21 protein-coding genes and 1 pseudogene are annotated in these 26,654 nt (G+C 66.3%); 11 read left to right on the top strand and 11 right to left on the bottom strand.

Annotated elements, in window-relative coordinates; all coding sequences use genetic code 11:
• Window positions 1-162: 162 nt before the first annotated feature.
• The 3 genes from OC550_RS14520 to OC550_RS14530 all read left to right on the top strand — a co-directional run bounded on the left by OC550_RS14520 (window position 163) and on the right by OC550_RS14530 (window position 3,688).
• Window positions 163-1,593, top strand: a complete 1,431-nt coding sequence (locus OC550_RS14520; protein ID WP_262106610.1) for a DUF5129 domain-containing protein — start codon at window positions 163-165, stop codon at window positions 1,591-1,593.
• 144 nt (window positions 1,594-1,737) lie between these two features.
• Window positions 1,738-2,670, top strand: coding sequence for a cytochrome b/b6 domain-containing protein (locus tag OC550_RS14525; RefSeq protein ID WP_262106611.1), 933 nt, complete (start codon window positions 1,738-1,740; stop codon window positions 2,668-2,670).
• A 22-nt stretch (window positions 2,671-2,692) separates the two neighbouring features.
• Window positions 2,693-3,688, top strand: coding sequence for an adenosine deaminase (locus OC550_RS14530; RefSeq protein ID WP_262106612.1), 996 nt, complete (start codon window positions 2,693-2,695; stop codon window positions 3,686-3,688).
• Between the two features lie 153 nt (window positions 3,689-3,841).
• On the opposite strand, the gene OC550_RS14535 is transcribed toward OC550_RS14530, so the two are convergent.
• A complete protein-coding gene (locus OC550_RS14535) occupies window positions 3,842-4,045 on the bottom strand; it encodes a cold-shock protein (protein ID WP_262106613.1) in 204 nt (67 codons plus the stop codon).
• A 177-nt stretch (window positions 4,046-4,222) separates the two neighbouring features.
• On the opposite strand from OC550_RS14535, the gene OC550_RS14540 reads away from it, so the two are divergent.
• From OC550_RS14540 to OC550_RS14550, 3 genes are all read left to right on the top strand, one after another.
• Complete coding sequence (locus OC550_RS14540) at window positions 4,223-5,128, top strand: diacylglycerol kinase family protein (RefSeq protein ID WP_262106614.1); 906 nt, start codon at window positions 4,223-4,225, stop codon at window positions 5,126-5,128.
• A gap of 153 nt (window positions 5,129-5,281) precedes the next feature.
• Window positions 5,282-6,388 carry an acyl-CoA desaturase gene (locus OC550_RS14545; RefSeq protein WP_262106615.1) on the top strand — a complete coding sequence of 369 codons (1,107 nt, stop codon included), beginning with the start codon at window positions 5,282-5,284 and terminating at the stop codon, window positions 6,386-6,388.
• Between the two features lie 35 nt (window positions 6,389-6,423).
• A complete protein-coding gene (locus tag OC550_RS14550; protein ID WP_262106616.1) occupies window positions 6,424-7,062 on the top strand; it encodes an NADPH-dependent F420 reductase in 639 nt (212 codons plus the stop codon).
• A 94-nt stretch (window positions 7,063-7,156) separates the two neighbouring features.
• Here OC550_RS14550 and OC550_RS14555 read toward each other — a convergent pair.
• From OC550_RS14555 to OC550_RS14570, 4 genes and pseudogenes are all read right to left on the bottom strand, one after another.
• Window positions 7,157-8,199: pseudogene (locus OC550_RS14555) on the bottom strand (NAD(P)-dependent alcohol dehydrogenase).
• A gap of 116 nt (window positions 8,200-8,315) precedes the next feature.
• A complete protein-coding gene (locus tag OC550_RS14560) occupies window positions 8,316-8,738 on the bottom strand; it encodes a nuclear transport factor 2 family protein (RefSeq protein WP_262106617.1) in 423 nt (140 codons plus the stop codon).
• Window positions 8,739-8,759: 21 nt separating this feature from the next.
• A complete protein-coding gene (locus OC550_RS14565; RefSeq protein WP_262106618.1) occupies window positions 8,760-10,250 on the bottom strand; it encodes a carboxylesterase family protein in 1,491 nt (496 codons plus the stop codon).
• A complete protein-coding gene (locus OC550_RS14570; protein WP_262106619.1) occupies window positions 10,247-12,226 on the bottom strand; it encodes an NAD(P)/FAD-dependent oxidoreductase in 1,980 nt (659 codons plus the stop codon). Before OC550_RS14570 ends, OC550_RS14565 begins: the two co-directional genes overlap by 4 nt.
• Before the next feature lie 132 nt (window positions 12,227-12,358).
• On the opposite strand from OC550_RS14570, the gene OC550_RS14575 reads away from it, so the two are divergent.
• Window positions 12,359-13,051 (top strand): GntR family transcriptional regulator, encoded by a 693-nt coding sequence (locus OC550_RS14575; RefSeq protein WP_262106620.1) that lies wholly within the window; start codon window positions 12,359-12,361, stop codon window positions 13,049-13,051.
• Between the two features lie 38 nt (window positions 13,052-13,089).
• Here OC550_RS14575 and OC550_RS14580 read toward each other — a convergent pair whose 3' ends face one another.
• Complete coding sequence (locus OC550_RS14580) at window positions 13,090-14,676, bottom strand: FAD-binding oxidoreductase (protein WP_262106621.1); 1,587 nt, start codon at window positions 14,674-14,676, stop codon at window positions 13,090-13,092.
• Window positions 14,677-14,813: 137 nt separating this feature from the next.
• On the opposite strand from OC550_RS14580, the gene OC550_RS14585 reads away from it, so the two are divergent.
• Entirely contained in the window at window positions 14,814-15,758 is a 945-nt protein-coding gene (locus tag OC550_RS14585) for a LysR family transcriptional regulator (protein WP_262106622.1), read from the top strand.
• A 131-nt stretch (window positions 15,759-15,889) separates the two neighbouring features.
• On the opposite strand, the gene OC550_RS14590 is transcribed toward OC550_RS14585, so the two are convergent.
• Both OC550_RS14590 and OC550_RS14595 read right to left on the bottom strand, forming a co-directional pair.
• Window positions 15,890-17,224: an LLM class flavin-dependent oxidoreductase gene (locus tag OC550_RS14590; protein WP_262106623.1), complete on the bottom strand. Its 1,335-nt coding sequence runs from the start codon at window positions 17,222-17,224 to the stop codon at window positions 15,890-15,892.
• 250 nt (window positions 17,225-17,474) lie between these two features.
• The gene (locus tag OC550_RS14595) at window positions 17,475-18,836 is read right to left on the bottom strand and encodes an MFS transporter (protein ID WP_262106624.1); all 1,362 of its coding nucleotides are present in this window, start codon (window positions 18,834-18,836) and stop codon (window positions 17,475-17,477) included.
• A gap of 251 nt (window positions 18,837-19,087) precedes the next feature.
• Between OC550_RS14595 and OC550_RS14600 the strand changes: the two genes are divergently transcribed.
• Genes OC550_RS14600 through OC550_RS14610 form a run of 3 tightly spaced genes read left to right on the top strand, consistent with a single transcriptional unit; the run spans window position 19,088 to window position 23,225 of the window.
• Window positions 19,088-20,590, top strand: coding sequence for a 4-hydroxyphenylacetate 3-hydroxylase N-terminal domain-containing protein (locus tag OC550_RS14600; protein ID WP_262106625.1), 1,503 nt, complete (start codon window positions 19,088-19,090; stop codon window positions 20,588-20,590).
• Window positions 20,591-20,599: 9 nt separating this feature from the next.
• On the top strand, window positions 20,600-22,030 hold the full coding sequence (locus OC550_RS14605) for an MmgE/PrpD family protein (RefSeq protein ID WP_262106626.1): 1,431 nt from the start codon (window positions 20,600-20,602) through the stop codon (window positions 22,028-22,030).
• 46 nt (window positions 22,031-22,076) lie between these two features.
• Entirely contained in the window at window positions 22,077-23,225 is a 1,149-nt protein-coding gene (locus OC550_RS14610; RefSeq protein ID WP_262106627.1) for a flavin reductase, read from the top strand.
• A 208-nt stretch (window positions 23,226-23,433) separates the two neighbouring features.
• Here OC550_RS14610 and OC550_RS14615 read toward each other — a convergent pair whose 3' ends face one another.
• The 3 genes from OC550_RS14615 to OC550_RS14625 all read right to left on the bottom strand — a co-directional run bounded on the left by OC550_RS14615 (window position 23,434) and on the right by OC550_RS14625 (window position 26,630).
• Window positions 23,434-24,516, bottom strand: coding sequence for a Zn-dependent alcohol dehydrogenase (locus OC550_RS14615; RefSeq protein ID WP_262106628.1), 1,083 nt, complete (start codon window positions 24,514-24,516; stop codon window positions 23,434-23,436).
• 146 nt (window positions 24,517-24,662) lie between these two features.
• On the bottom strand, window positions 24,663-25,754 hold the full coding sequence (locus OC550_RS14620; RefSeq protein WP_262106629.1) for a Zn-dependent alcohol dehydrogenase: 1,092 nt from the start codon (window positions 25,752-25,754) through the stop codon (window positions 24,663-24,665).
• A 69-nt stretch (window positions 25,755-25,823) separates the two neighbouring features.
• Window positions 25,824-26,630: an ABC transporter ATP-binding protein gene (locus OC550_RS14625; RefSeq protein WP_262106630.1), complete on the bottom strand. Its 807-nt coding sequence runs from the start codon at window positions 26,628-26,630 to the stop codon at window positions 25,824-25,826.
• Window positions 26,631-26,654 lie beyond the last annotated feature (24 nt).

Consider the following 26,654-nt stretch of genomic DNA (forward strand, 5'->3'; position numbering starts at 1 on the left):
CACAAGGACGAGGGCTACCAGGTCTGGGTCAGGCCGCTCCAATTCCAATAGGAACCTCGCGTATTTCCTCCGCGTCCGTCGGGTGTTGAGGAAACTGAGCCGTCTCAGCCGTCGGCCGTTTTGGATAAGGTGCTGGAAGGGAGCGCAGCGAAACGGGGGAACATGAGGACATTGCTCGGCACCTTGGTACTGGCCGTGGCGGCGCTGTTGGCGCCCGCGGCCGCGGCATTGGCGGACACGCCCACGGATGTCGTCGTCGAGGACAAGGCCGGCGTCCTGGACCTCAATACGCTCCGGCCAGCCGTAGAGGACATCGAGTTCTACGAGCCCACCAAGGTCGCCATCTATACCTACCGCGGTTCGGCATCGGACAACCTGAACGAAGAAGTCCTGCGCTTCGCATGCTCGGAGCATCCCGAGTGGATCAGCCAGGACGGGCAGAAGTGGGCGGACGGGTTGTACATCTTCGCGCTGGACCCCGAGGGCAGGCAGGTCGGCACGTATATGGGCGAGGACCGCAAGGTTTCCCTCGACCAGCAGGCAGATATCCAGGACGTCACCAAGGACCTCTTCCGCGAGGCGCAGTGGACCGACGGAACCATCGCCGGAGTCCGGCGCGGCGCCGAGCTGATCAACCGGCCGTGGTACCGATCCGGCTGGTTCATCGGCGGAAGCATCGCTGCCGGGGTTGTGGCGCTTGGCGGCGCCGGAACGTGGATCGGAGTACGACGCCGGAACCGGGCACGCGGACGCAGCGAACGTGAGCGCGGCAACCGGAGCTATGCCAACGTCACCATGGACCTCGAGGCTACGGAGGTCAACGCCCGCACCATCCCACCGTCGTCCGAGTTCGGCGCGCTGGTCCTGGAGAAATACCGCGGGTTCATGGCGCGGTACAAGGACGTCAGCAAGCTCAACCAGCAGGTCCATTCCCTGGCCGACAGGGACTTCTCGTCCGGCAAGAACGTCAGGCTGGCCGCTCAGTACGCCGATGCGGCCGCGGAGCTGGACACGCTGGACGACGTCATCGCTGATTCCAACACCTTCCTGAACCTCGCCTCCGGCTGGCCCAGGGCCTGGGACCGGCAGCTCTCACCGCTCCGCGATGACTTGGACAGCCTGGACCAGATGCTCACGGGGCCCAAGGCGGCCGGAAAGTCCGCCACCGCGGCAGCGCTGCTGTCCTTCCGCGACGCCACCCGGGACGACTTCCAGCGCTGGGCCGCAGAGCTTGAATCGGGAACAACGACGCCGGATACAGCCCTGCGCGGTCTTCGCACCGTCCGCGAGGAGTTCACCGACCTGCTCAGGCAGCACTCCAAGACGGTCATCGACGAGTCCGCCAAGAATCAGAAGGAAGCCGACCTGATGCGGCACGACATGGACACAGAGTTCAGCCGCGGCGGCCGCAGTCGCTCGAGCATCCTGGACTCGGTCTACCCCGCCTCGCTCTTCTACTCCGTGAGCTCCTTCAACACCGGCTTCAGCGCGGGACAAACCAGCATCGAGTCGGCCCGCAGCGAATCGAGCAGCACCGGCTATGGCAGCAGCGGCGGCAGCTTCTCCGGATCCGGCAGCTCGTCGAGTTTCTGACCGGCAGCCCTGCCCGGCGGTCCCGGCGCCGGTTCCTCCCGCTCTCCGCCTCGTCGCGGGAGCAGAGTATTCTCGGTTCATACCCTTGACCGAGTAGACCTGCACGGACGCACCCGTCCTTACCAGAGAGACAATCTATCCCCCATGTCCCCCTCCACGAAGACCAAGTCCGCCGCCTCCCGGAGCAAGTGGTCCAAGCTGCTCTGGGTCATTCCCGCCATCCTGGTGGGACTGTTCCTGGTCGTCCTTGCCGCCAAGGGACTGCGCGGGCTGCCGGCCGTCCAGCAATTCCTCACCGATTACCCGGGCCACTCCGATCTCCCCGAGGGCGCGCCGGTGGGCTTCCCCGCCTGGCTGGCCTGGCAGCACTTCCTGAACGCACTGCTGATCCTGCTGATCATCCGCTCCGGCTGGCAGGTCCGCACCGTGACCCGGCCACCGGGCTACTGGACGCGCAACAACCGAGGCTTGATCAAGACCAAGAATCCGCCGACCAAGATGAGCCTGCACCTCTGGTTCCATCTCAGCCTGGACGTGCTCTGGGTGCTGAACGGCCTGGTCTTCTACGTCCTGCTCTTCGCCACCGGACAGTGGACCCGCGTGGTCCCGACCAGCTGGGACGTCTTCCCCAACGCCGCCTCGGCCGCCTTGCAGTACGCGTCGTTGGACTGGCCGCTGGAGAACGGCTGGGTCAACTACAACGCCCTACAGCTGCTGACCTACTTCATCACGATCTTCGTCGCGGCGCCGCTGGCCATCATCACCGGGCTGCGGATGTCCTCGGCGTGGCCCAAGCAGGCCGGGATCAACAAGGCCTACCCGATCGAGCTGGCCCGTGCCGTGCACCTGCCGGTCATGTTCTACTTCGTCGCCTTCATCATCGTCCACGTCACGCTGGTGCTCACCACCGGTGCCCTGCGCAACCTCAACCACATGTACGCGGCGCGCGACGACGGCGGCTGGCTCGGCTTCTGGATTTTCGCGGCGTCCCTAGTCGTCATGGCGGGCGCCTGGATCGCCGCCAGGCCCATCCTCCTGCGGCCCGTCGCCGCCCTGATGGGCAAGCTCAGCCGCTGACACCCCGACTGGAAGGACCACCATGGCCAGCCCACCCTGCGCGGAACTGCACCTCCATATCGAGGGGACGCTCGAGCCCGAGCTGATCTTCGACCTAGCGGAACGCAATGGCATTGCGCTGCCCTACGCGGACCTCGAGGAACTCCGGGCCCAGTACGAGTTCACGGATCTGCAGTCCTTCCTCGACCTGTACTACCGCAACATGGAGGTGCTGCGGACCGAGGCGGACTTTGCGGACATGACCCGGGCCTACCTGCGGCGGGCCGCTGCAGCCGGGGTCCGGCATGCCGAGATCATGATGGACCCGCAGGCCCACCTCGCGCGCGGCGTCGGGCTGGAAACCTGCGTTAACGGGGTTGCCTCCGCCCTGGCGGAGAGCGAGTCAGAGTTCGGTATCAGCACCGGGCTGATCGCGGCGTTCCTGCGGGACCGACCCGCCGAGGAAGCCCTGGAGGTCCTGGAACGGCTCCTCGACATGGATGCGCCGGTCATCGGCATCGGACTGGACTCGGCCGAGGTCGGCCACCCGCCGAGCGGTTTCGTGGACCTGTACCAGCGCGCCCGGGCGGCCGGGCTCCGCCGTATCGCGCACGCCGGCGAAGAGGGCCCGCCCGAGTACATCACCGAGGCCCTGGACCTGCTCGGCGCGGAGCGGATCGATCATGGCATCCGGTGTATGGAGGATGATGAGCTGGTGCAGCGCCTCGCTGCAGAGCAGGTTCCGCTGACCGTCTGCCCGCTCTCGAATGTCCGGCTCCGCGCCGTGGACACGCTCAAGGACCACCCGCTGCCGGCCATGCTCGCCCGCGGCCTGAACGTGTGCGTGAACTCCGATGATCCGGCCTATTTCGGCGGCTACGTGGACGAGAACTTCGCGCAGCTGGGCCAGGCCTTCGCCTTCTCCACTGACGACCTCGCGCAGCTGGCGGCCAACTCCATCCGGTCAGCGTTCATTGATGGGGAACGCCGGTCCGCCCTGCTCGCCGACGTCGACTCCTGGCGTGCCGCCCAACCGTAATCCGTACGCGGACGGAGCCCCGTCGTCGTTGCTTCCCTATACCTTCGGGCAGCTCGCCGGCAGCCTCCCCTGACCGGCTAAAAAACAACGGCGGGATTCGGGCAGGTTTCACAACCCGCCCAAAATCCCGCCGTTGGCTAGACGCTTATTTGGTTAGAGCGGTCGGATATTCTCCGCCTGCGGACCTTTCTGGCCCTGCACGACTTCGAATTCCACCTTCTGGTTTTCTTCGAGCGACCTGTACCCACTGCTCGCAATAGCGGAGAAGTGGGCGAACACGTCCGCCGACCCGTCGTCAGGCTGAATGAAGCCAAAACCCTTTTCAGCGTTGAACCACTTGACGGTGCCTGTTGCCATTGTTTTTTCCTCTGCGTTTCTTCAACCGACGACAGCCAGGACGGCTCCCCGGTCTTATCAACCTAGGGGCAGAAGGACGAACTGACAAGGGGTGAAGTGGATGACCCCCTCGCTAACATGGCTTCATGGTGCCTCTGATTCCCCTTTTGGCCCCCGTCAAGGCGGAACGGATCCGTCGTGGCCGCTGAGCCTGCCGTGCCCGAAGCACGTTTTGACCGGGTGGCGGTGATATTCAATCCTGACCCCTCGCGCATGCCCGTCCACCTCGCGGAGCACCTGCGGGACGAACTCGTTGCCAGGATGCCGTCCGTGCGCGTGGACCTGCTGCCAACCGGCTTTGCCGGCCATGCCCGTGAACTGGCTCGTGCCGCCGCCCAGGCTGGCCGCCCGTTGATCGTCTCGGTCAGCGGGGACGGCGGATACAACGAAGTGGTCAACGGCGTCATGGACGTGCCGGACAACCAAGCGGTCTGCGCAGTGCTCGCAGCGGGCAACGCCAACGACCACCGACGCAGCACGCGGACCCTGCCGCTCATCGAGGCGATCCTCCACGGCAGCCTCCGCAAAATGGACCTGCTGCATCTTCAGGCAGCAGCGCCGGAGGCGGTGACGACCCGCTATGCCCATTCGTACATCGGATTCGGGCTCACTCCGGCGATGGCTATCGCGATCGAAAAGGGTGGAAAGGGCAGGCTGCGCGAACTTATCGCGGTGGCACGGGCCGTCTCCGGGCTAACGCCCTTCGAGATCGCCCGGTCCGACGGAGCGCACGCGACCTTCGACAGCCTGGTGCTGGCGAACATCCCGCACATGGCCAAGTACGGCAGGCTGAGCCAGTTTGGCGATGCCACCGACGGGAAGTTCGAGGTCGTCATGCTGCCCCACTCGGGCACATGGAGGATGGCGCTGATGACACTCCGGGCGGTGACTGTCGGGCTCGGCGTCCAGCCCAGCGTCCGCCGCTACGACTTTGTGACCGTCGGACCCCTCCCATTGCAGATCGACGGCGAGGTTCTGCACCTGCCGGAAGGGACCGCGGTCCAGGTCAGGATCGCGCCGGGCGCCCTGACTGTCATCGGGTAGCGAAGCCTCGGCCGCACCTCCCGCCGGGGCGCCTAAGCCGCCAATGGCCATCCGGCTCTGGCGCGCTGGATGGGCCGGGAGTAACCTCAACGGAGGGCCCTCCGATTCGCTTCAAGGACCGCAGGGGCATCCCGGCAGTTTCGAGGTACTCCCATGGACACTCCCGCATCTTCATCCCCCGCGGACGTCGAGAGGCCGAAACCGCCGCCGCCTAAGGAGCCCAACGCAATCGCCGCCGGCTACCTGGCCCTGGCCGGGGCGATGCGCAGCGGCGGGCTGCTGCGCCGCCGGCGCGGCTACTACATCACGCTTTTCTCGGTGCTGATGCTTTCCCTGGCCGGTGCCTGGACCGGCTTCGCGCTGCTGGGCAGCAGCTGGTTCCAACTGCTGATCGCCGCGGGCCTCGGCATCCTATTCACGCAATTCAGCTTCCTGGCCCACGAGGCCGCGCACCGCCAGATCTTCGCGTCGAAACGCGTCAATGAATGGGCCGCACGGATCGTCGGCACCGGACTGGTCGGGATCAGCTACTCCATGTGGCAGCAGAAGCACACGCGGCATCACGGTTTCCCCAACCACGTGGACAAAGATCCAGACATCCACACCGGCGCCGTCGCCTTCCATCCGGACGCTGCCGCCGGCCGGCGCGGGTTTATGGTCCTGGTGACCCGATGCCAGGGTTACCTCCTGTTTCCGCTGCTGCTCTTCCTCGGTTTCAGCCTGTACCTGGATTCGATCAAATTCCTTGTCAGGCGCGGAAACATCGACCGCCGCTGGGTCGAACTCCCGCTTCTGACCGCCCGCTTCGCGCTGATGCTCGGGGTCGTGTTCTGGTTTTTGCCGATCGGCATGGCCTTGGCCTTCATCGGCGTCCAGGTCGCCGTCTTCGGGTTCTATATGGGGGCGCCCTTCGCCCCAAATCACAAGGGCATGCCCATCTATCCCCGCTCCAGCAAGCCGGACTTCGTGACGCGGCAGGTCACCGCTTCCCGCAACATCCGCGGCGGCGTCTTCATGGACCTGCTCATGGGAGGACTGAACCGCCAGACCGAGCACCATCTGTTCCCGGACATGCCCCGCCCGTCCCTTCGCAAGGCGGCACCGCTGGTCCGGCAGTACTGTCGGAAGAATGGCATAACGTATACGGAGACGGGGCTGTTCTCGTCCTATGCCACGATCCTTCGCTACCTTAACAGCGTCGGCATAGCGGCGGTCGACCCGTTCCATTGCCCGGTTGCAGACATTTACCGGCCGCGGTGATTTGCCAGAGCGGTTCTCCTGTGAAAGGAAGCAGCATGACAGATATAACCATCCTCGGGGCCGGCAATATGGCCAGGGCGATCGCCCTGCGGGCGGTCGCCGCCGGCAGGAACGTCCAGATCCTGGACCGCACACCGGAGAAGGCGGCCAAGCTTGCCGCCGAACTGGGTCCCGATGCCAGCAGCGGCGGGCTGGACGAAACTCCCGGCGGCAACATCGTGGTCTTCGCCCTCTACTTCGATCCGGCCCGGGAGGTCGCTTCCAGGCTTGGGGACTCCCTGGACAACAAGGTCGTGGTGGACATCAGCAACCCGATCAACACGGCGACGTTCGACTCGCTCGTCGTCGAACCCGGCACCTCCGCCGCCGAGGAGATGGCGAAGCTACTGCCCAAGGCCCAAGTCGTCAAGGCCTTCAACACCACCTTCGCCGGCCCGCTGGCGGAAGGGAGCCTGAACGGCAAGCCCCTGGATGTCTTCATTGCCGGCGACTCCGAGGACGCCCGTAACCAGGTGGCGGCTTTCGTGTCCGACGCTGGCCTGCGGCCGCTGCAGGTCGGGGCGCTGCGGCACGCCCGCGAGCTCGAGGGATTCCAGCTGCTGGTGATGGCTCTGCAGGCAAATCCGGCGTACGACACCTTCAACTGGGGCACCGCCCTGAAGGTCATCGACTAAGCGCCCAACGCGTACGACGCCGGCACCCGGGTAAGTTGCGTGACTTGCCCGGGTGCCGGCGTCGGTTATCCGGCGTTCCTCTGCCGGCTCAGGCTCAGAAGCCGTGCGGGACGATGACCGCCCGGCCGGAGAGCCGGCCTGACTCGAGCCGGCGGTAGGCTTCAAGCCCGTCATCCAGGGAGAACTGCTCGACCTCCGGCGTGATCTGGCCGGCCTTGTACATGTCGACGACCTCATGCAGGTCCTCGATGGTGCCCCAGTACGTGTTGGTGAGCTGCGATTCGTAGGGCGTGGTGAAGAAGCTCCACTCGTAGCTGCCGCCGGCGATGCCCACGACGGTGAGCTTGGACTGCTTGGCCATCACGGCTGCCGCGGTCTTGATCGTGGGGCGACGCCGACGAAGTCGAAGGCGGCGTCGACGCCGCGGCCGTCGGTCAGCTCGCGGATCCGCTCCGTCTGGCCGTCGCCGCCGGGGACCGTGATGGCGCCGGCCGCCTCCGCCGTGCGCATGGCGTCTTCCTTCATGTCGGTGGCGATGACCGTGGCTCCGGAGAGTGCCTTCAGGATCTGCACTGCGATCTGGCCGAGGCGGCCGAGCCCGATGACCAAGGCGTACTTGCCGCCGCCGTTGAGGTACGGGAGGGCCTGCTTGATGGCGTGGTACGGGGTGAGCCCCGCGTCGGAGAGCGGCGCGGCCGCGATCGGGTCGGCGTCGCCGAGAGGCACCAGGTTCCGGGCCGGAACCGCGACGTACTCGGCCATCCCGCCGTCGCGTCCGAGGCCTACGCCCAGGTAGGGCATCGTGGCGGCGTTCTCGCAGTAGGTGTCCTGGCCGCGCGAGCAGGCCTTGCAGCGCCCGCAGCCGACCGGCCCGTAGACCAGGCAGGCGTCGCCCGGCCGGACGCCGGTCACGCCGTCGCCGAGTTCCTCCACCCAGCCGGAGTTCTCGTGGCCTAGCGTGAACGGCGGCGGGACCGCGCCAGGGGTGTCCTTCGCGAAGGTGTAGACGGCCACATCGGAGTGGCAGGCACCGGCGCCGGCCACCTTGAGCAGGACCTCGCCCGGCCCCGGCGTGGGCACTTCGACATCCTTGAGTACGGGGAACTTCTGCCAGTCTTCGAACACGATCGCGCGCATGAATGCCTCTTCCGTTCCAGATTTTCGGCTGATGCACTTCCGACGGTATTAGCCCGCGGCAGTCCATGTCAGCCTCTTCGCCGGATTGCTCCCCCGCAGACCCAGCGGCCGTGCCGCTAAGCTGTGGGGGCCGACGTGGCATGGAAGGCGAGCAGGCGGTAACCGCCGTCATCTCCGGTCCAGAGCGTGGTGGTGCGGGTGCGCAGCCTCCTGGCCTGGCCGCCCTTGACCAGGTCGATCAGCATCGTGCCCGTGGCCCAGACCGTGCCGCCCAGCGGCTCCACGCGCTCCAGGCGGTGCTCGATCGCGCTGTAAGTGACGACGCCGGATCCGACCAGCGCCAGCAGGCCGGCGAGCGTGTCCCGCCGGCCCGTGGAGTGGACGTAGTCCAGGCGCGGATCACACAGTGCGGCGAGGCCGTGCGGGTCGCCGGCAATCATCCGCCGGAGGCGTTCGGCTTCGGCCGCCTCTATCGCTTCGCGAACGACGGCGGCGCCTCCGGCGGCGGGCGCGGTTTCCGGGCGGTCCGGGGTCGCCATGCAGTCCTCCTGAACCGTCCGTCAGCGGCGCGGCGACAGGCCGCGCTCGGGTTCCATCGTTGTTGCTCCGTCCGGGCCGATCCGGTGCAGCCGGGGGGCGGCCGGATCGTAGGCGCCGACGGCGGCACCGGCCGCGTCGCGGGGCGTGCCGTCGGCCGTGAAACCGAGCAGCAGCGAGCGCAGTTCCGAGCCCGCACGGTCAAAAGCTTCCTCCGACAGGTCCGAGAGCATCGGCGCGTCGTGCCACTTGTCCCGGTCGCCGAAGACAAACGGAACTTCGAAGCAGTGCGGGCTGCGGTCCTCCGCGAGCGGGGTCCCGGCAGCGAAACGTGCCACGGTGGCGGGGATTCCTTCCCCGGTGACGGCCTCGGCAAGTTCGACGGCGGCCAGGCGGTGCTGATGCAGGCTCATGGCTTCAACCAGCTTGGCGTGGTCGGTGGTTCCGGGCAGGGCCTCGTCCAGCCAGGCCAGGGCGCAGGAGACGTCCTCGAAATGGGCGGACACGAAGCCTGCAAGCTGCTCCCGCCCGACGGCCGCGACGGGCAGTGCCCTGAGGAAGGCTGCGGCCTCGTCCTGGGTGCTGTTCAGCAGCAGGGACTCGACATGCAGCCGCCGGGCGGCCGCCGCGAAGTCGAACAGGTCGACGGGAACCGTCCCGTCCGCGGCAGGCATCAGGCCGAGCCCGCGGCCGGCGTAGGCCTTGGAAACAGCTACCTGGGCCTGCAACAGTGCCTCGACCGGAGCGTCCTGGTCCGCCGCTTGCCCGGCCAGCGCGTCCGTGAACAGCCGGTGGCGCTCGGCGTACTCCCCTGCCGACAGCGGCGGTTGCCAGGGAAGGCTGAGCAGCGCGACGCGGCGGAACAGGCCCTCGGCTTCGGGCAACTGGCTGAGCAGGTAGGCGTACCAGGCACCGGCCGACTGCCCCACCAGCGTGACCTGGTCGGGGTTGCCTCCGAAACCGGCGATGTTATCGCTTATCCAGCGCAGTGCCTGCAGCAGATCCGTCACCGCCAGGTTCCGCGGCGTGTCCTCGTCGCCCAGCAGCGCGAGCGCTCCCAGCCGATAGTTGACCGTAACGACGACGCAGCCGCCCTCGCGGGCCAGCCGCTCGCCGTCGTACCATCGCCCCGTCCCGGCACCGCTGATGAAGGCGCCGCCCGGCACATAGATCATGACCGGGGCATCGCTGGCGTCCTCGGGAGCCCAGATGTTGAGCTGGAAGGCGTCCTCGCTCTGCGGCAGCTCCATCAGCGCCGGACCAAGCAGCCAGTCCAGCGAACCCGACAGCTGAGGGAAAGCGGCCGGCGCCGACTGCCGCAGCCCGGGGCCGGGGTGCCCGACCGGGCTGAAGCGATCCGCGGGATTGAGCCGTTCCCCGTAGTGCACGCCAAGCGTGCCGACGACGGCGGCCTCCGCCCGGGGGCCAGGCACCCGCCCCACAGCCGGCGGACCTATTGGCCGCGTGCCGGGGCCCATTCCGGGAGCGGCCGCGAGATCAGTGGATGCGCTCATGCCAGCTTGTTGTAGTCGTCGAGCCGGACCTCGCGGGTAATCTTCCAGAAGTCGAGCACCGGGAAGGGCCAGATCTGCGAGACGCGGCCGAACTTGTTCTTGTACCAGGTCTGCACGCTGGGGTGGCCCCAGGCCTTGGTGGCGCTCGCTGCATCGAGCTTACTGACGAACTCGTCAAGCACTTCCTGCCTCAGGTCGAGCGCCTTCAGGTTCTCCTGCAGGACCACGCGCAGCGCTTCGAGGATGTACTCCACGCCGTATTCGATCATCGAGTACAGGCTGCCGTTGACTACGTGGCCGGTGTTGGGGCCGGTGATGATGAAGAGGTTCGGAAAGTTCGGCACCGTCAGGCCCGCGTAGGCCTTGGCGTCGCCGCCCCAGTACTCGTGCAGGTCGACGCCGTTTAGGCCGCTAACCTGAAGCGGCTCAAGGAACTGGGAAGCCTGGAACCCGGTGGCATAGATGATGACGTCCAGTTCGTGCAGCACGCCGTCCTTGGTGATGATGCCCTCGGGCACCATCCGCTCCATCCCATCGGTGACCAGGGTGGTCTGCGGCTTCTTGAGGGACTGCGCCCAGACGCCGTTGTCGCGGAGCATGCGTTTGCCGCCGACGATGTAGTCCGGGGTCACCTTGGCCAGCAGGTCCGGGCGGTCCTTGTACTGCTCGGCCAGCATCGCGGTCAGGGCCTGGCGGACCCGCTCGTTCACGGCGGAAACGCTGCCGGGCTTGTTCCAGCCGGGCTCGGCAACCGTGGTGTGCTGGCGGCCCTCGACGCCGAGCCAGTGCTGCCAGAAGCGAAGCCACTGGCCGTAGTGAGGAAGCTTCCGCACCAGCCACTGAACGGATTCGGGCATGTCGTCGTAGTAACCCTTGGTGGGCAGCATCCAGGGCGAGCTGCGCTGGATCACGGTGAGCGAGGCGACTTGGTCCACGATCGCCGGGACGATCTGGTACGCGCTGGCCCCGGTGCCGATCACGGCGACACGCTTGCCGGCGAGGTCGACGGTGTTGTCCCACTCGGCGGAGTGGAGCTGGATCCCGGCGAAGTCCTCGCGCCCGGCAACCTCCGGGTACTTCGGGCGGTCCAATTGTCCGACGGCGGAAATCACCGCGTTGAAGCGGCGCACGGTGGTGACCCCGTCTTGGACTATCTCTACATCCCAGAGGCCGGCGCCGGCGTCGTACGTTGCCTTGGTGACTTCCGTGTTGAACTGCATGTGCTCCATCAGGCCGCCACGCTCCGCCACCTCGCAGGTGTAGCGGTGGATCTCGGTGCCCTGGGAGAACTGCTGGGGCCAGTCGTCGCGCTGGGCGAAGGAGAAGCTGTAGGCGTAGTTAGGGGTGTCGAGCCGCACGCCGGGATAGGTGTTCTTCCACCAGGTACCGCCGATCGTGTGTCCCTTTTCAAACACGGTGTGGGGAATGCCGGCCTGCTTCAGCCGGTAGGAGGCGGCCATCCCCGAGACACCGGAACCGATCACAGCGACGCTGAACTCCCGGCCGCCGGCGACGTCCTCGAAGTTCCATTTCGGCTTGCCGCCCTTGCCCTCGACCAGGGCCATGTCATGCATCAGCATCGGGTAGTACTCGGAGTTGGCGGCGTTGGTGATCCAGTCGAGGATCTGCGCCCCCTGCTCCTCCGTCAGCGTGCCCACGCTGGTCAGCCGTTCCTCGCGGACCTGCTTCAGCGCCGCGAAGGCAAGTTCGCGGGCGGCGGCCTGGGCGTCCGGCGCCATCCCGCCGTGCGGTTCGCCAACGATGTCGGCCGGCGGCTGCGGCGGGCGGAGGTCCTCACGGAGCAGGGAGAAGTCCCCCGTGACCGCCGCCAGGGCGACCATCAGGGCCGGCAGATCCGCGGTTTCCACGATGCGCCGCAGGAACGCGTCATCCTCGGTGATGGGCTCGTAGGTTTCGCGCCAGTACAGGTCGTCGACGGCGAGGTCTTCGTGCAGCTCGGTCAGTGAGTCGGTCACGGCGGTCTCCTTGGTGTCGTGCAGCCCGCGGGCCTGTGATGCAGCTCTCGCGGTGAGGTTGTTTCCAGTTTAGGGGTGTTATTGCATAAGTCAACTAAAAATGCATTATCTTCTCATTGCTACAATTTGCTTATGGCAAAGCGCACTGATTCCGAGACCCTCAGCAAGCACCTCAGGGATGCCCTGCGCAGCGACATCCTGGCGGGTCGCTGGGCGCCCGGCGCCAAGCTGCAGCTGACGGCGCTCTCGGACCACTACCAGACCAGCAGCACGGTGGTCCGGGAGGCGCTCACCCGGCTGGTGGGCGAGCGCCTGGTCCAGCTTCGGCCCAACCGCGGCTTCTTCGTGCCGCCGATCTCGCTCGCCGAGCTTGAGGACATCACGGAGCTGCGCTGCGTCAATGAGGAATTCGCCGTGAAGCTGGCGATCGAGCGCGGCGGGCTGCAGTGGGAGTCCGAACTGATGGCCGCGCACCATACGCTGGAGCGCACGCCGCGACGCTCGGAGGAGAATCCGGACGAGCACACCCAGGAGTGGAATATCGCCCACCAGGCGTTCCACGCCAAGCTGGTGGAAGCGTGCGGCATTCCCGTGCTGATCGAACTGACCTGCACGCTCTCCGACATCAGCCAGCTGTACGGGCGCTGGGCCGGCGTGGCCACGCGCGATGCCAAGCGGGACATCGACCAGGAACACCGCGACATCCTGGCCGCTGCCCTTCGCCGCGACGCCGCCGAGACCGGGGCATTGCTGCGCAGGCACTACCAGACCACGATGGACGCGGTGCGCGAGGCCGGCGAGGTGGGGCTCGAAGCAACCGCCTGACCCCGGCACCGCAGCGGGACGCCCGGTGCCGGTAAACGCTAGATCTGTGCCGGAGCCAGCTCGGGCTGGACCGCCGATCGCTGCGCGCGCAGCCGGGCGGGCCACACGCCTTGCTTCCCGGGCGAGATGACGCCGTTCGGGTCCAGCACATCCTTGAGCTTCTCCTGCAGCCTGCGGGCCGCATGGTTATTGAAGTCGAAGCCCTCGGCGATGCGGTCCATGTAGTCCACGTGGCTGCGGTACGGGGCGTAGCCGCGGCGGCGGGCGGCGTCCAGCAGCCTGCCGTAGAGTTCGCGGGCGCGGGCCAGCATCTCCTCGTTGTCGTTCTCGAAGAAGATCATGGTCACGTGCACCATGTGCCGCGGGTACAAGTGGTAGCCGATGTACAGATCGAAGCCGTACTCGCGGTAGAGCTGCTTGGCCTCCTGGTAGAACTCGTACACTTCGTGGCCACGGGCCGGAATGATCGGGGCAGCATCAATGTGGCCGCCGTTCTCGGCCGCCCAGCCCACGGTGCTCAGCGGCTTGAGCGTCGGCACGCCGGCCATCTGCGTGCGGTCGATTTCGGTGATGTCCTCGTAGGCGACGGCCTGCCCTTCGGCGCCTTCGTAGAGCCGCGCCTTGACCTCCACCCCTTCGAGCCCGGCGAAGCGCTCCCGGATGATTTCGAGGCGGCGTTCGGCCAGGCCCTTGTCGCCGTAAATGGCGAAGCGGGCGTTCCACTGGCCGATGCCGAACTCCTGCCGCATCTCCTCGAGGCGTTCGTCCGGAATGGACCCCTCGCCGTCGTAAAAGTCGGCTTTGCTGCCGCGCATGGTGGCGGCGCGGACCACGTTGCCGCAGAGCGCGTTGTTCTGGATGACGTCCTGGCGCCGCAGGTCAGTGAGGATGTCGATCAGCTGCGGAAGGTCCTCTTCCCGTTCCGCGGTGACGTCACCGGAGATGTAGACATCGGGCCAGGGCATCAGCCACAGGCCGACCTTGGTCACTACCCCGAGATTGGACTGGGTGAACAGCCCGTCCAGCGTCGGGCCGAAACCGCCCTGGAAGATGGGTCCAAGGTCCGTGCCCTCCATCGCGCCCATGCCGGTGCGGACGAGGTCGCCGTCCGGCAGCACCACCTCCATACCGCAGAGCGACTTCACGTGGTCGCCGTACGGGGTCATGCCGTAGCCGCGGTCCAGCATGTTGCCCATGACCGAGCCCCAGCCCAGCGCCGGCACCGAGAGCCAGACCTTCAGGCCGCGTTCCTGGATGTACTCGAACAGGTCGAAGAACGTCACGCCGGGTTCGACGACCGCGTAGCAAAGCTTGTCGTCCACCTCGAGGATTCGGTTCATCCGGCCGAGGTCGAGCGCGACCATGGTCTGGTCACGCGGTTCGGGACCGCCGTAGCCGAGGTTCTTCCCGCGCGAGAAGGTCCACAGCGCGACGCCGGCATCATTGGCCAGCCGCACGAGGTTCTGGACTTCCTCGACGGATCCTGGCCGGATGCCGGGCCACTTGCTGCGGCCGGGGTTCAGCGGGTACGGGTCCTTGTAGCCGGCGTCGCCGGCAACACGGACCACATTCTCCTCGCCCACGATGGCTGCGGCCCGGTCCAGGAATGTCTCTCGGATGTCCATGAAGCTCTTGCACCTTCCACGCATGCACGGACCGCTCGGCCGCGCCGGCCCGCCTCGGGCCCTGCATCCATCCTCGCAAGGAAGTAGCCTCAAGTAAATTGTCGATTTTAGTGCTATTAGTTCAATAGAATTGACATATGAACCTCGAGAGCCATCCCGCCATCACCCTCCGCCAGATCTGGCACTTCGTGGTCGCCGCGGAAACCGGCACCATGAGCGAGGCCGCCCGGCGGCTGCACATGGCGCCATCGGCGATCTCCATGTCGATCTCGGAGCTGGAGCGGATCATCGGCGCGGAGCTGGCGATCAAGCGGAAGTCGAAGGGATTGACGCTCACCTCCACCGGCCGGATGGTCTTCCAGCAGGCCCGCCAGCTGCTGGACCTCGCGGACGAGATTGCCTCGCTGTCCAAGGGCGAGCGGCCGAGCCTGCGCGGCCCGCTGACCGTGGGCTGCTACATGACGCTGGGGCCGACCATCATTCCGCCGATGCTGGCCGGTTTCGCCGAGCAGTGCCCGCACGTGGAGGTGGACTTCGTGGAGGGCTATCACGAAGACCTCCAGCAGCGGCTGCTGGACGGCTCGCTGGACGCGGCATTCCTCTACGACGCGGACGTCTCCCCCGCCCTCAAGACCGCGCCGCTGGCGTCGGCGGATCCGTACGTGCTGGTCTCCGCGAACCACCCGCTGAGCGGCGCCAGCGAGGTCTCCCTGAAGGACATCGTCGGCGAGCCGCTGGTCTTCTTCGATGCCGCCCCGATCTCGCACCGGGTCCTCGACATGTTCCGGGATGCCGAAGTGGCGCCGGACATCCGGCACCGCTCGCGCAGCTACGCCACCATCCGCTCGCTCGTGGCCAGCGGCCGCGGGGTGGCTGTCCTGTTCCAGCAGCCCCGCCTTGAGGCCCCGTACGAGGAACTCAGGGTCCTGCTCAAGCCACTGGCACCCACGCGGACGGCGGCGCACGCGCCCGTCACCGTGTCCGTGGCCTGGCCCCGCAGCACGCGGCTGAACGCCCGTGCCCAGGCCTGGATCGACGTCGCCGATGAGCTCTTCGGCGCCGGTTCCGGCTCGAAGGCCTGACCCGGCGCAGGCCCGGCCAGCTGCAGGCGGGCCTGCGCCTCGGCGAACACAGAAAGGGTACGACGCCGGCGGAAGCATTCCGCCGGCGTCGTACCTTTGTTGCGTCTTGCCCTGCCTTGCCCCCTGGGCCCTTAGACCAGAGCCCTGGAGCGGACGGACGACGGGCGGGGCAGGCCGAGATTGTCGCGCAGCGTCGTGCCCTCGTATTCGGACCGGAAGTAGCCCCGGTCCTGCAGTTCGGGGACCAGCTTGTCGCAGACCAGCTTGAAGCCGCCCGGGTTGAACGGGGCGTTGAGGTTGAAGCCGTCGCAGGCCTTGGATTCGAACCAGTCCACCATGCGGTCGGCCACCTGCGACGGCGTGCCCGCCATCCACTGGTGCCCGGTGGAACGTGCCAGGTCCACGATCAGTTCGCGGAGGGTCATGCCCTGGTCCACGCTCTTGCGGCGGTAGATCTGGTAGCGCGAACCCAGCTTCGGATCATCGGAGAACCACTCGGCCGGGATAGTGCGGTCCAGCGGCAGTTCGGACAGGTCCATGCGCAGGTCCGCGCCCACCTGCTTGCGGCCGTTCTCCATGTGCACGTTGCGGCCCAGCTCGTCCGCCAGTTCCAGCGCCTCCTTCTCCGTGTCGCCGAGGATCGGCAGGATGCCCGGGATGATCTTGACCAGCTGCGGGTCGCGGCCCTTGGCGGCGGCCATCTGCTTGAACTTCGCGTAGAACTCCACGGACGGCTCCTTCAGCGGCTGCGCGGTGTAGATCCCGTCCGCCACGGAGGAGCCGAGTTCCATGCCCGGCCCGGAGGAACCGGCCTGCACCAGCACCGGGCGGCCCTGCGGGGAGCGCGGCATGTTGATCGGCCCCTCGACCTCGAAGAACTCGCCCTTGTGGTTGAGCGGGTGGACCTTGTCCGTATCCACGTACCAGCCGGACTCGCGGTCGTTGATGACCGCGTCGTCTTCCCAGCTGTCCCACAGCCGCTGGACGACGTCAACGAACTCCGTGGCTCGGCGGTAACGGGTCGTCGGGTCGGGCGCCTCCTTCATGCCAAAGTTCCGGAAGCCGTCCGACGAGGTGACGATGTTCCAGCCGGCGCGGCCGCCGGACATGTGGTCCAGCCCGCACATCTGGCGTGCGACGTTGTACGGCTCGCTGAAGGACGTCGAGACGGTTCCGATCAGGCCGATGTTCTTGGTCCGGGCGGCGAGCGCGGCGAGCACGGTCATCGGCTCGTAGAAGCCGTTCATCTTGATGTCGCCGCGCATTACGGTGTTGGCATGCACGATGTCGCCGAAGAAGACCGCGTCCAGCTTGGCGGCTTCGGCCATCAGCGTCAGATCCGCGACGAATTCCAGGTTGGCCAGCTCCTCGGAGCGGCTGCCCTCCATGCGCCAGCTGTCCTTGTGGTAGCCGGCGGGGAGCATAAAGGTTGTCAGCACCATGTGCTTGCTGGGCTTGGTCACCATAACGGCGGGTCCTTTCACGATCTGCGCCTCGACGGCGCTGCTATATCCATCGTCACAGGTAGTCCTTCCCTAGTAAATGACAAGTTTTAGCACTGGCTTATCAGAATTTTTGACTTAGTATTCAGGTCCCGATGAGGCAGCGCGACGGCTGATTCCGTGAGCTTGCGCGAGTGGCAAGACGACGAAACGCCGCCGTCCCGCCCGCGGGAAGCGGACGGCGACGACGGCGGAGCGCGGCGGCGCGGGGCTCCTAGTGCCGCTTCGGGGACAGTTCGGCACCTTCGCGGCTCATGCGGACGGCAACCAAGCCCATGGCGAGGATGCCGATCCAGAAGAAGCCGACGAAGAGATAGGAACCGCCGGCGAGCATGACGAGCGCAGTGGCGATCATCGGGGTGAAACCGGCACCAAGCGTGGCAGCCCCCTGGTAGGCCAGGGAAGCTCCGGTATAGCGGACATTCGCAGGGAACTGCTCCGAGATGTAGGCGCCGATCGGCCCGGCAAGGAAGCCCTGGATAACGCCGTTGCCGACGATGACCGCAATGGCAAAGGCCCAGACAGCACCGGTATGCATGAGGTACAAGGCGGGGAACGCAAACAGGATGCCGCCCACGCCGCCGATGGTCAGCACGGTGCGGCGGCCGATGCGATCGCTCAGGCGGGCCGTGTAGAAGCAGACGATGATGGTGAAGACGGCCGCAACACCCTTGAGGTTGAGCACATCCGAGCGCTCCACGCCGCTCTGAACCGCTACAGACACGCCCCACGAGGTCAGAATTCCCTGGCAGCAATAGAAGCCCAGCGAGGCGACGAGCGTGAGGACGACAACGCGCGGGTGCAGGCGCAGCACGTCCATCAGCGGGGTTCGCTGCTTCTGCTGCCGCCTGGCGGCTTCCTGCTCAAGTTCCTGGAAGACCGGCGTTTCGGCGACCTTCAGTCGGATCAGCATGCCGACCAGAATCAGCACCGCGGAAAGGATGAATGGAATTCGCCACCCCCACACCAGGAACTGGTCCCCGGTCGCAGCGGAGACGCCGGATACCACAAACGTGGCCAGCAGGCCGCCGGCTGGGCCGCCCGCATTAGCGAAGGCGGCCGCGAAGCCGCGCTTATGGGCAGGGGCATGTTCCAGCGCCATCAGCGTGGCGCCGCCCCACTCGCCGCCCACCGAGATGCCTTGGACGAAGCGCAGCGTGACCAGGATGACCGGTGCGAGGACGCCGATCTGCGCCGTCGTGGGCAGGAAGCCGATGGCGACCGTCGCGAAGCCCATCATGAGCATGGACAGCACCAGCATCTTCTTGCGGCCGATCCGGTCCCCGTAATGCCCGAACAGGATGCCGCCGAGCGGGCGGGCGACATAGCCGACCGCCAGAGTGCCGAATGAGGCGAAGAGCGCCACGCCGGGACCAAGGTTGGCGAAGAAGACCTTGTCGAAGATCAGCGCTGCGGCAGTGGCATACAGGATGAAGTCGTAGTACTCGATGACGCTGCCCATGAGGCTCGACCCCAGGACCCGGCGAAGGTCCTTTGTATTAAGGGAGCCGCTGGCTGGGGAGCCTGCGTCGGGACCCTGCTGCTGCGGAAGCTGCTGGTCTGTAGGAGAAGACATAGCGTTCCTCTTGGCGTTCGTTGGATTGTGACCTACGCCATCATGACAGCGTGTTCCGCAAAAATCCACCGCTAGAGCATTTTTTACCTGAGAATATTTTCTTTGACTTGGAATAGATCAGCTGGACCGAGTTAGCGACCCGGAGAATTTCCGCGCAAGGCATTGCCATCACGGTCACATGTTTATAAACTAGCCCACAGAATATATTTTCACTCGAAAATGCGGGACTTCCGCGGAGCAAGGAGAACGACGTGACTGCACGTACCGGCGCCGAATACAAGCAGGGCCTGGCCGATGGGCGCGAAGTCTGGCTGGGCAACGAGCGCATCAATGTCCTCGAGCATCCCGTTTTCGCGGGGTCGATCGACGGCATGGCCGCCTACTTCGACTACCAGCACAAGTACGCCGCCGACTGCCTCATGGAAGACCCGGAGACGGGCGCACTGATGAATGTCAGCCTGTCGCTGCCGAAGAATGCAGAAGACATCGCCCGCCGGCACCAGGCCTTCGACCGGCTCGCCCGTTACTCCAACGGGATGCTCGGACGGACGCCGGACTACGTCAACGTGGTTTTGGCCGGCCATGTCTCGCGCAAGGACATCTTTGACAAGCACAGCGACCCGGTGTTCCACGAGCGACTGGCCGCCTACCACCGCGAGGTCATCGAGAAGGATCTCGCGCTGACCCACACCATTGTGCACGCCGCCATCGACAAGAGCGTCGGCGAACTGCAGGGCATCAACGAGGAGCTCACGCTCCGGGTCGTGAAGCGGACCGAGGAAGGCCTGGTCGTGCGAGGCGCCAAGATGCTGGCCACCCTCGGCCCGATCGCCGACGAACTCTACGTCTACCCCGCCACCCCGATCCAGAAGGGATTCGAGGAGTACGCACTCTCGTTCGCCATTCCCGTGGCGACCGCCGGCGTCGTCGCTGTTTGCCGCGACCACTACGGTGTGGCACAGGACGTGGTGGACAAGCCGTTCTCGTCCCGGTTCGATGAACAGGATGCGGTCATCATTTTCGACGACGTACTGGTCCCCTGGCACCGCGTCTTCATCGACGGCAACCTGGACGTCTACAACTCCCTCAACGGCGGCACCGCGACCGGCAACACCCAGCAGCAGACGGCCATCCGGGCCGCGGTGAAGCTGGAGTTCGCCTACGACCTGTGCGTCCAGATGGCCAAGGTCACGGGCACGGAATCCAAGCCGGACACCGCGGCCATGCTGGGCGAAATCTACTCCTACCTGCGCATTGCCCGCGCCGTCATCCATTCCGCCGAGGTCAACGCGTCGGACTGGGGCGGCGGCGCCTTCTTCTGCCACGACGACATCAGCTCGCTGCGCACCGTGATGCCGATCTGGATGGCCCGGGTCAACGACATCATCAAGACCATGGGCTCGCACAACCTGCTGGCCACGCCGACGGCAGCGGCGTTCGAGAACCCGCGGCTGGGTCCGCTGCTGCACAAGTACTTGCCCGGGGCCAACGGCATTCCCGCCGAAGAACGGGCCCGGATCTTCCGCACTGCGTGGGATTTCGCCGGCTCCGCGCTGGGCAGCCGGATCGAACTCTACGAGCGCTTCTACCTCGGTTCCGTGCCCCGTGCCCGCGCACTCGACCACCGCAAGGCCCAGGCCAAGGGCGAGACCGGCGCGTACCGGGCCATGTTCGAGGAAGCGGGTATCGGAGAAGTTCCCGTGCCCGCCGAGGACGCAGATTTCCCCGGCACCTACGCGGACCTGCGCGGCTAGGACGCAGCCATGACGACGACGAGCACTTCCCCGGGTGCGGTGGCCGCGGTCGGTCCCACGATCACGGACCGGCTGGTCCGGCATGTCGCGGGGACCGGTTTCGGCGATATCGACGGCGGCACCATCGGGCGTGCCAAGGTACGCCTCATCGATTCGCTGGGAAACATCGCCGCGGGACACCGCGCCCAGGGAAGCGACGGCGTCGTACATTTGGCGGCCCGCTGGGGCGGAGCCTCCGAGTCCACGGTGCTGACCCACGGCCTGCGTGTTCCGGCCCAGACGGCCGCACTGGCCAATGCGGTGATGATGCGTTCCTACGACTTCGAGCCGATCAGCGCCGAAGGCCCGGACGGGATGCAGATTGCCGCCCACATCTCGGGTACCACGGTCCCGGTGGCCCTGGCCGTGGCCGAGCAGCAGGGCGCCAGCGGGCGCGAACTGCTGACCGCCCTGGTACTTGGCGACGACGTGGCGTCGCGGCTGGCCGTGGCCAGCGGCTTTGACGTCTACGGCGGCCAGGACAACACCGGCACCGTCAACGGCCTCGGCGGCACCGCAGTGGCCGGGCGGCTTATGGGGCTGGATGCCTTCCAGCTGCGCCACGCCTTCGGCATCGTCGAAAACCAGCTCGCCGGGACAGTGGCCAGCATCGTCGACCAGAGCCTGGCCTTCAAGCTGCCCATGGCCTTCGCGGCGCGCAACGCCATCGTGTCGGCCGAACTCGCCCAGCTGGGTTTCACCGGCCCCGTGGATGCGGTGGGCGGCCGGCACGGGTTCCTCGACATGTACTGCACGGACCCCGTGCCGGAGCGGATCATCCACCGGCTCGGCGAGGAATTCTACGGCGACTGCGTCATCAAGCCGTGGTCCGCCTGCCGCGCCAGCCACCCGTCGCTGGACGCCTGCGTCCGGCTGGCGTCCGATGAACGGTTGGACCTGGCTGAGGTGGAAGCCGTCCGGATCCACGTCACGCCGCGCACCCTGGCCGGTTTCGTCGGCCAGCCCTTCGCAATCGGCGACTGTCCCGAGGTGTCGGGAGCGTTCAGCATCCGGTTCACGGCGGCGACGGCGTTGATGTACGGGACCGTACGCCCGGAACACTTGACCCTGGCGCACATGCAGGATCCGCGGCTGGCCGCCCTGCTGGAGAAGATCGAGCTGGTCGGTTCGCTGCCCCCGCACGAAGTCCTCACGGCCGAGGTGGAACTCACGCTGCAAGACGGAGCGGTGTTGCGCCAACGAGTTGACCAACCCCGCGGCGACATACACGCCTCTCCCCTGTCCGAGGCCGAGATCCTGGACAAGTACTTTGCCAACGTCGACTTCGGCGGGGTAGTCACCCGTTCCGACGCCGAACGCGCCATCGAGATCATCCACGACCTGGAATCCTGCGAAGACATCACCGCCCTGGTGGGGCTCTTCGCCGGCAAGCAACCCTGACCCGCCGCGGTGGCCGACCGGCCACCGCATCCTAGGAGGTAACAACATGAGCACCAACACCATCGAAGGAGCCGGCGTGGACCAGCTGGTATTCCGTAACGTCGTCGGTCACTTCGCGTCCGGCGTCACCGTCATCACCACCGTGGTCGACGGCGAAATGTTCGGCACCACGGCCTCGGCGGTTTCCTCGCTGTCCATGGACCCGCCGATGATGCTCGCCTGCCTGAACCGATCCAGTTCCACCCACGACGCGGTGGTCAAGGCAGGCTGGTTCGGCATTAATATCCTGGCCGAGGAACAGGGCGGCCTCGCCATGCAGTTCGGGCGCAAGGGCGGCGACAAGTTCGACGGCGTGGCGGTCACCCGTTCAGAGCACGGCGGAGTGCCGATGATCGACGGCGCCCTGGCGCAGATCGTCTGCCGCGTGGCAGAGACCCCGACGGGCGGCACCCACACGGTCTTCCTCGGCCTGGTCGCCGAGGCCTCGGCCCGCGAAGGCGCGGAACCGCTGGCCTATTACCGCGGCACCTTCGGCCGGTTGGAGCGGGTCAAGGAGCTGGCAGCCTACGAGTCCGTGCGGAACTGGGTGCTGCACCGCAGGACCCCGCTCGGCGAGGAACTGGCCCCGGCCGCCGTCGCCGTCGAGATCAAGGCCGAACCGCACCACGTGCACAATGCGCTGGTGAAGCTGAACGCCGAAGGACTGGTCACCCGCAACGAACAGGGCGGCTACCAACCGAACCCGATGACCGAGGACCTGGTGGCCAGCTTCTACGACGGCCGCGCCACCATCGAATCCGGCGTGATCGCCAGCCACCTGGACAAGCTGACCGACGACGACGTCGCCGACCTCCGCCGGATTACCGCCGAGCTCGGCCGCCTGCGCGGAGACTCCGATGCCGCCCTGGACGACTTCCTCAAGCTCAACGTTGCCTATCACGACCGCCTCGTGAACGTGGCCGGTTCCGCGCAGCTGACCGATTCCTTCCGCCGGCTGGGCGTGGGCACCGTGTGGCGCCAGGCCCTGACCGCCGAGGAATGGGGACGGCAGCTGGACCACAGCTACATCGTGGAGCTGACCGAGGCCCTCGCTGCCCGGGATGTGCAGCGTGCCATTGCTGCCCTGAACGCCCACACCTCGTTCGGCAAGGCCCTGGCCCAAGAGGTCATCAAGCGCCACGGTGGAGCGGTCTAGGACCACCTGATACAGGTAGCGACCTCCTGAAGAACCGAACACCGAAAGCCGGGCTGGCATTCTGGCCCGGCTTTCGGCGTTCGGTTCCTTTGCATGCCGGAGGAGACCTTCCTTGGCCGCCGCTGCTGTGCCCAAGACGAAAGGGACCGGCCCGGCGCATCGCCGGACCGGTCCCTGGAGCTGCTTGGAGCGCCTACGCCGCCGGAGCTCAGAAGGTGATCACGCTCCTGGCGATGCCGCCCGACTCCTGCACGGCGTACGCTTCGTTAATCTGGGCCAGGGAGATCTCCTGGCCGATGAGGTCGTCCAGGTTGAGGCGGCCCTGAAGGTAGAGGTCAGCGTAGAAGGGGATGTCCCGGCGGATGTTCGAGGATCCCATGTAGACGCCTTGGAGCTTCCGCTGCCCGATAAGAAGGTCCGTCATCACATTGAAGTCAAGCGGAGTGCCCTGCGGGATGCCGATGAAATACACGCCTCCGCCCGATCGAGTGAGGCCCAGGGCAAGTTTTTGGGTCGTACCAAGGCCAATCGCCTCAAAGGAGTGATGGACACCCCGGCCGGTTATTTCATTAACCCTGGCCTCAGCGTCGTCCTCCCCCGAGTTGATGACGTGCGTTGCCCCGAACTTGCGGGCGAGTTCCAGCTTCGCAGGATGAAGATCGATTCCAATGATGGTCTTGGCGCCGGCTATCTGCGCCCCGGAAACGATATTGAGCCCGATCCCTCCGAGGCCGACCACGGCCACCGTGTCTCCCGGCTGCACACCGGCCGAATTCAGGGCCGCTCCGACGCCCGTCGTCGTCGCGCAGCCGAGCACGGCGGCCTGCGGAAAGGGAATCTGGTCCGGAACCCGGACGAGTTTGTTCTGGTGCACCAGCGCATGTTCGGCGAAACCGGCCACGCCGAACGCCTGGACCGCTTCGCCGTCACGACGCAGTTTCGGCACCTCCTCCGGGCTGCGGTTGATCGATCCCGGATCCATACACCGGTAGGTCCCCCCGCCGACACACTCCTCGCAACGACCGCAGAAGTTGATTTCCGACGCGATGACGTGGTCACCAACTCGGAAGTCCGTGGCCTCAGGTCCGAGTCCGACGACGATTCCCGCCATCTCGTGGCCCACGACCATGGGCAGCGGGCGGCCGCGGTCCACGGACGCGACGATCATGTCGGAGTGGCAGAGGCCGGCTGCCTTTACTTCCACCAGCACCTCGGCCCCGCGTGGTTCGTCGATCTCCAGCTCTTCGATGTCGAAGGTGCCGTCGATCCGATTAATAACTGCTGCCTTCATATGTTTCCTCCCGGAGAGGCTCAAAAGCCCGTAAATTTCCTATAAACGCATTCGGCTTCTTTGGCCAGGACGGCGCATCAAGATCAGGCACTCGGTCCATGGGACCTCAGGCCCCGGTGCCATAACACCGGGGCCTGAGGGGGCTTTCAGAAGCTTGTAATAACCGACCGGGCAACTGCTCCGCCCCGCAAGAGCTGGTAGCCGTGATCTATCTCCTCGAGCGAGATCCGCTGGGATATGAGTTCGTCGAGCTTGAAGCGGTCCTGAAGATAGAGATCAGCGAACATCGGGATGTCGACCTTGATATTCGCCGAGCCCATGGCCACTCCCCGGACTCCCTTTTGCTTCCCCATGAGGTCGCCGAAAGGAGTGATCTCCAGTGTTGCGCCGGGCCGGTGAACGCCAATGAGGTAGGCAGTTCCGCCGATCTCCAGCATCGCAATCGCGTTCTCGGCGGTGGGTTTCAATCCGATGACCTCGAACGCATGCGTCACGCCGCCTCGCGTGGACTCCAGGACCGACTGCACGGGGTCCAGCTCCGATGCGTTGACCACGTCCGTCGCGCCGAATTGCCGCGCGAGCTCGAGTTTGGACGTGTGAAGGTCGATCGCGATGATCCGCTGCGCACCAGCCAGAGCAGCACCCTGGATAACGTTCAGTCCTACGCCGCCGCAGCCGATGACCGCCACGGTGTCCCCCGGCCTGACCCGTGCAGTGTTGAGCGCTGCCCCCGCGCCGGTCACCACGCCGCACCCGAGCAGCGCTGCCCGGTCGAAGGGGAGGTCCTTCGGCACGCCAACAACCGTGTTCTCATGAACGAGGACCTGCTCCGCGAATCCACCGATCCCGATGAACTGACCCAGCACGGTCGTGCCGCGGCTCAAGCGCGGCCCGGATCCTGTGCCGCGTTGGGTGTGGCCGGGAACCCGGCACTGGTATGGCCGTCCGGCCAGGCAGCCGCGGCACTGCCCGCAGCTGTGCACGGGGGAAGTCACCACATGGTCGCCCGCACGGAATCCGCTCACATCCGGGCCGGCTTTGACCACCACACCGGCGACCTCGTGGCCCAAGACCGCCGGCAGCGGGAAGCCGACGTCCGTTGAAGCCACGTGCAGGTCGGAGTGGCACAGGCCGCTGGCACGGACTTCGATGAGCAGTTCCTTGCCCCGCGGGGCGGCGATCGAAATGTCCTGGATCTCGAAAGGGCTTCCAACGGCCTCGGTAACTGCAGCTTTCATGGAACCTCTTTCCGGTAGTTATCGAATAAGACGAGGCTTCGGGAACGCACTGGGACGGAACCTCGCCTGCTAGTGGGCGCGCAGGCGGTGCAGGATTCGTGCCCGTGCTTCCGCAAACCGCGGGTCGGCCTTCGTCTCGACCTGGTCGCGATGGTCTCCGAAGCCCGTCTCGATTTCGTCGACGACGGTGGCCGGCTTCTCCGCGATCACCACGACCTTGTCGGCGAGGTACAGGGCCTCGTCGATGTCGTGGGTGACCAGGATGATGGTGACGCCCAGTTCCTGCTGCAGGGTGATGACCAGGTCCTCGAGATCGAAGCGCGTCTGCGCGTCGACGGAAGCAAACGGCTCGTCCATGAGCAGAACCTTGGCGTTGTAGGCGAGGGCACGCGCGATGGCCACCCGTTGCTGCATGCCGCCCGACATCTCCCAGGGGTACTTGTCCCCTTGCCCTTCCAGCCCGACGGCCTGCAGGTTGTGTTCCGCCAGGGCGTTGCGCTCGATCTTGCCCAGCCCCTTTCCCTGCAGCGGGAAGGCGACGTTCTCCCTCGTCGTCATCCACGGCATCAGCGACCTGCTGTAGTCCTGGAAGACGACGGCGAGATCGGGGTGCGGCCCGTTGATTTCCTGGCCGCCGACCGAAATCGTCCCGGCCTTTGGCCGCAGGAGCCCCGACAGGCAGCGCAGCAGCGTCGTCTTGCCGACGCCCGAGGGGCCGACGATCGAAACGAACTCGCCGGCACTCACGTCCAGGTCGAGGTTCTCCAGGATCTTGTTCTCGGCAGCGCCCGTTCCGTAGCTCATGGACATGCCGCGGACCTTCATCAGCTGGGTTGCGGTGCGCGGCACTCCGGCCTCGCGCGTATCAATGCTCATGCTTGCTCCTTGCTTGTAATGCGT

Origin of the sequence: Arthrobacter sp. Marseille-P9274 (assembly GCF_946892675.1) — a bacterium.
Taxonomy (GTDB): Bacteria; Actinomycetota; Actinomycetes; order Actinomycetales; family Micrococcaceae; genus Crystallibacter.

Excerpts from the sequence above, each read along its gene's own strand:
- OC550_RS14520 (WP_262106610.1), top strand. The coding sequence starts at position 163 with ATGAGGACATTGCTCGGCACCTTGGTACTGGCCGTGGCGGCGCTGTTG.
- OC550_RS14525 (WP_262106611.1), top strand. The coding sequence starts at position 1,738 with ATGTCCCCCTCCACGAAGACCAAGTCCGCCGCCTCCCGGAGCAAGTGG.
- OC550_RS14530 (WP_262106612.1), top strand. The coding sequence starts at position 2,693 with ATGGCCAGCCCACCCTGCGCGGAACTGCACCTCCATATCGAGGGGACG.
- OC550_RS14535 (WP_262106613.1), bottom strand. The coding sequence starts at position 4,045 with ATGGCAACAGGCACCGTCAAGTGGTTCAACGCTGAAAAGGGTTTTGGC.
- OC550_RS14545 (WP_262106615.1), top strand. The coding sequence starts at position 5,282 with ATGGACACTCCCGCATCTTCATCCCCCGCGGACGTCGAGAGGCCGAAA.
- OC550_RS14550 (WP_262106616.1), top strand. The coding sequence starts at position 6,424 with ATGACAGATATAACCATCCTCGGGGCCGGCAATATGGCCAGGGCGATC.
- OC550_RS14560 (WP_262106617.1), bottom strand. The coding sequence starts at position 8,738 with ATGGCGACCCCGGACCGCCCGGAAACCGCGCCCGCCGCCGGAGGCGCC.
- OC550_RS14565 (WP_262106618.1), bottom strand. The coding sequence starts at position 10,250 with ATGAGCGCATCCACTGATCTCGCGGCCGCTCCCGGAATGGGCCCCGGC.
- OC550_RS14575 (WP_262106620.1), top strand. The coding sequence starts at position 12,359 with ATGGCAAAGCGCACTGATTCCGAGACCCTCAGCAAGCACCTCAGGGAT.
- OC550_RS14580 (WP_262106621.1), bottom strand. The coding sequence starts at position 14,676 with ATGGACATCCGAGAGACATTCCTGGACCGGGCCGCAGCCATCGTGGGC.
- OC550_RS14585 (WP_262106622.1), top strand. The coding sequence starts at position 14,814 with ATGAACCTCGAGAGCCATCCCGCCATCACCCTCCGCCAGATCTGGCAC.
- OC550_RS14590 (WP_262106623.1), bottom strand. The coding sequence starts at position 17,224 with ATGGTGACCAAGCCCAGCAAGCACATGGTGCTGACAACCTTTATGCTC.
- OC550_RS14595 (WP_262106624.1), bottom strand. The coding sequence starts at position 18,836 with ATGTCTTCTCCTACAGACCAGCAGCTTCCGCAGCAGCAGGGTCCCGAC.
- OC550_RS14605 (WP_262106626.1), top strand. The coding sequence starts at position 20,600 with ATGACGACGACGAGCACTTCCCCGGGTGCGGTGGCCGCGGTCGGTCCC.
- OC550_RS14610 (WP_262106627.1), top strand. The coding sequence starts at position 22,077 with ATGAGCACCAACACCATCGAAGGAGCCGGCGTGGACCAGCTGGTATTC.
- OC550_RS14615 (WP_262106628.1), bottom strand. The coding sequence starts at position 24,516 with ATGAAGGCAGCAGTTATTAATCGGATCGACGGCACCTTCGACATCGAA.
- OC550_RS14620 (WP_262106629.1), bottom strand. The coding sequence starts at position 25,754 with ATGAAAGCTGCAGTTACCGAGGCCGTTGGAAGCCCTTTCGAGATCCAG.
- OC550_RS14625 (WP_262106630.1), bottom strand. The coding sequence starts at position 26,630 with ATGAGCATTGATACGCGCGAGGCCGGAGTGCCGCGCACCGCAACCCAG.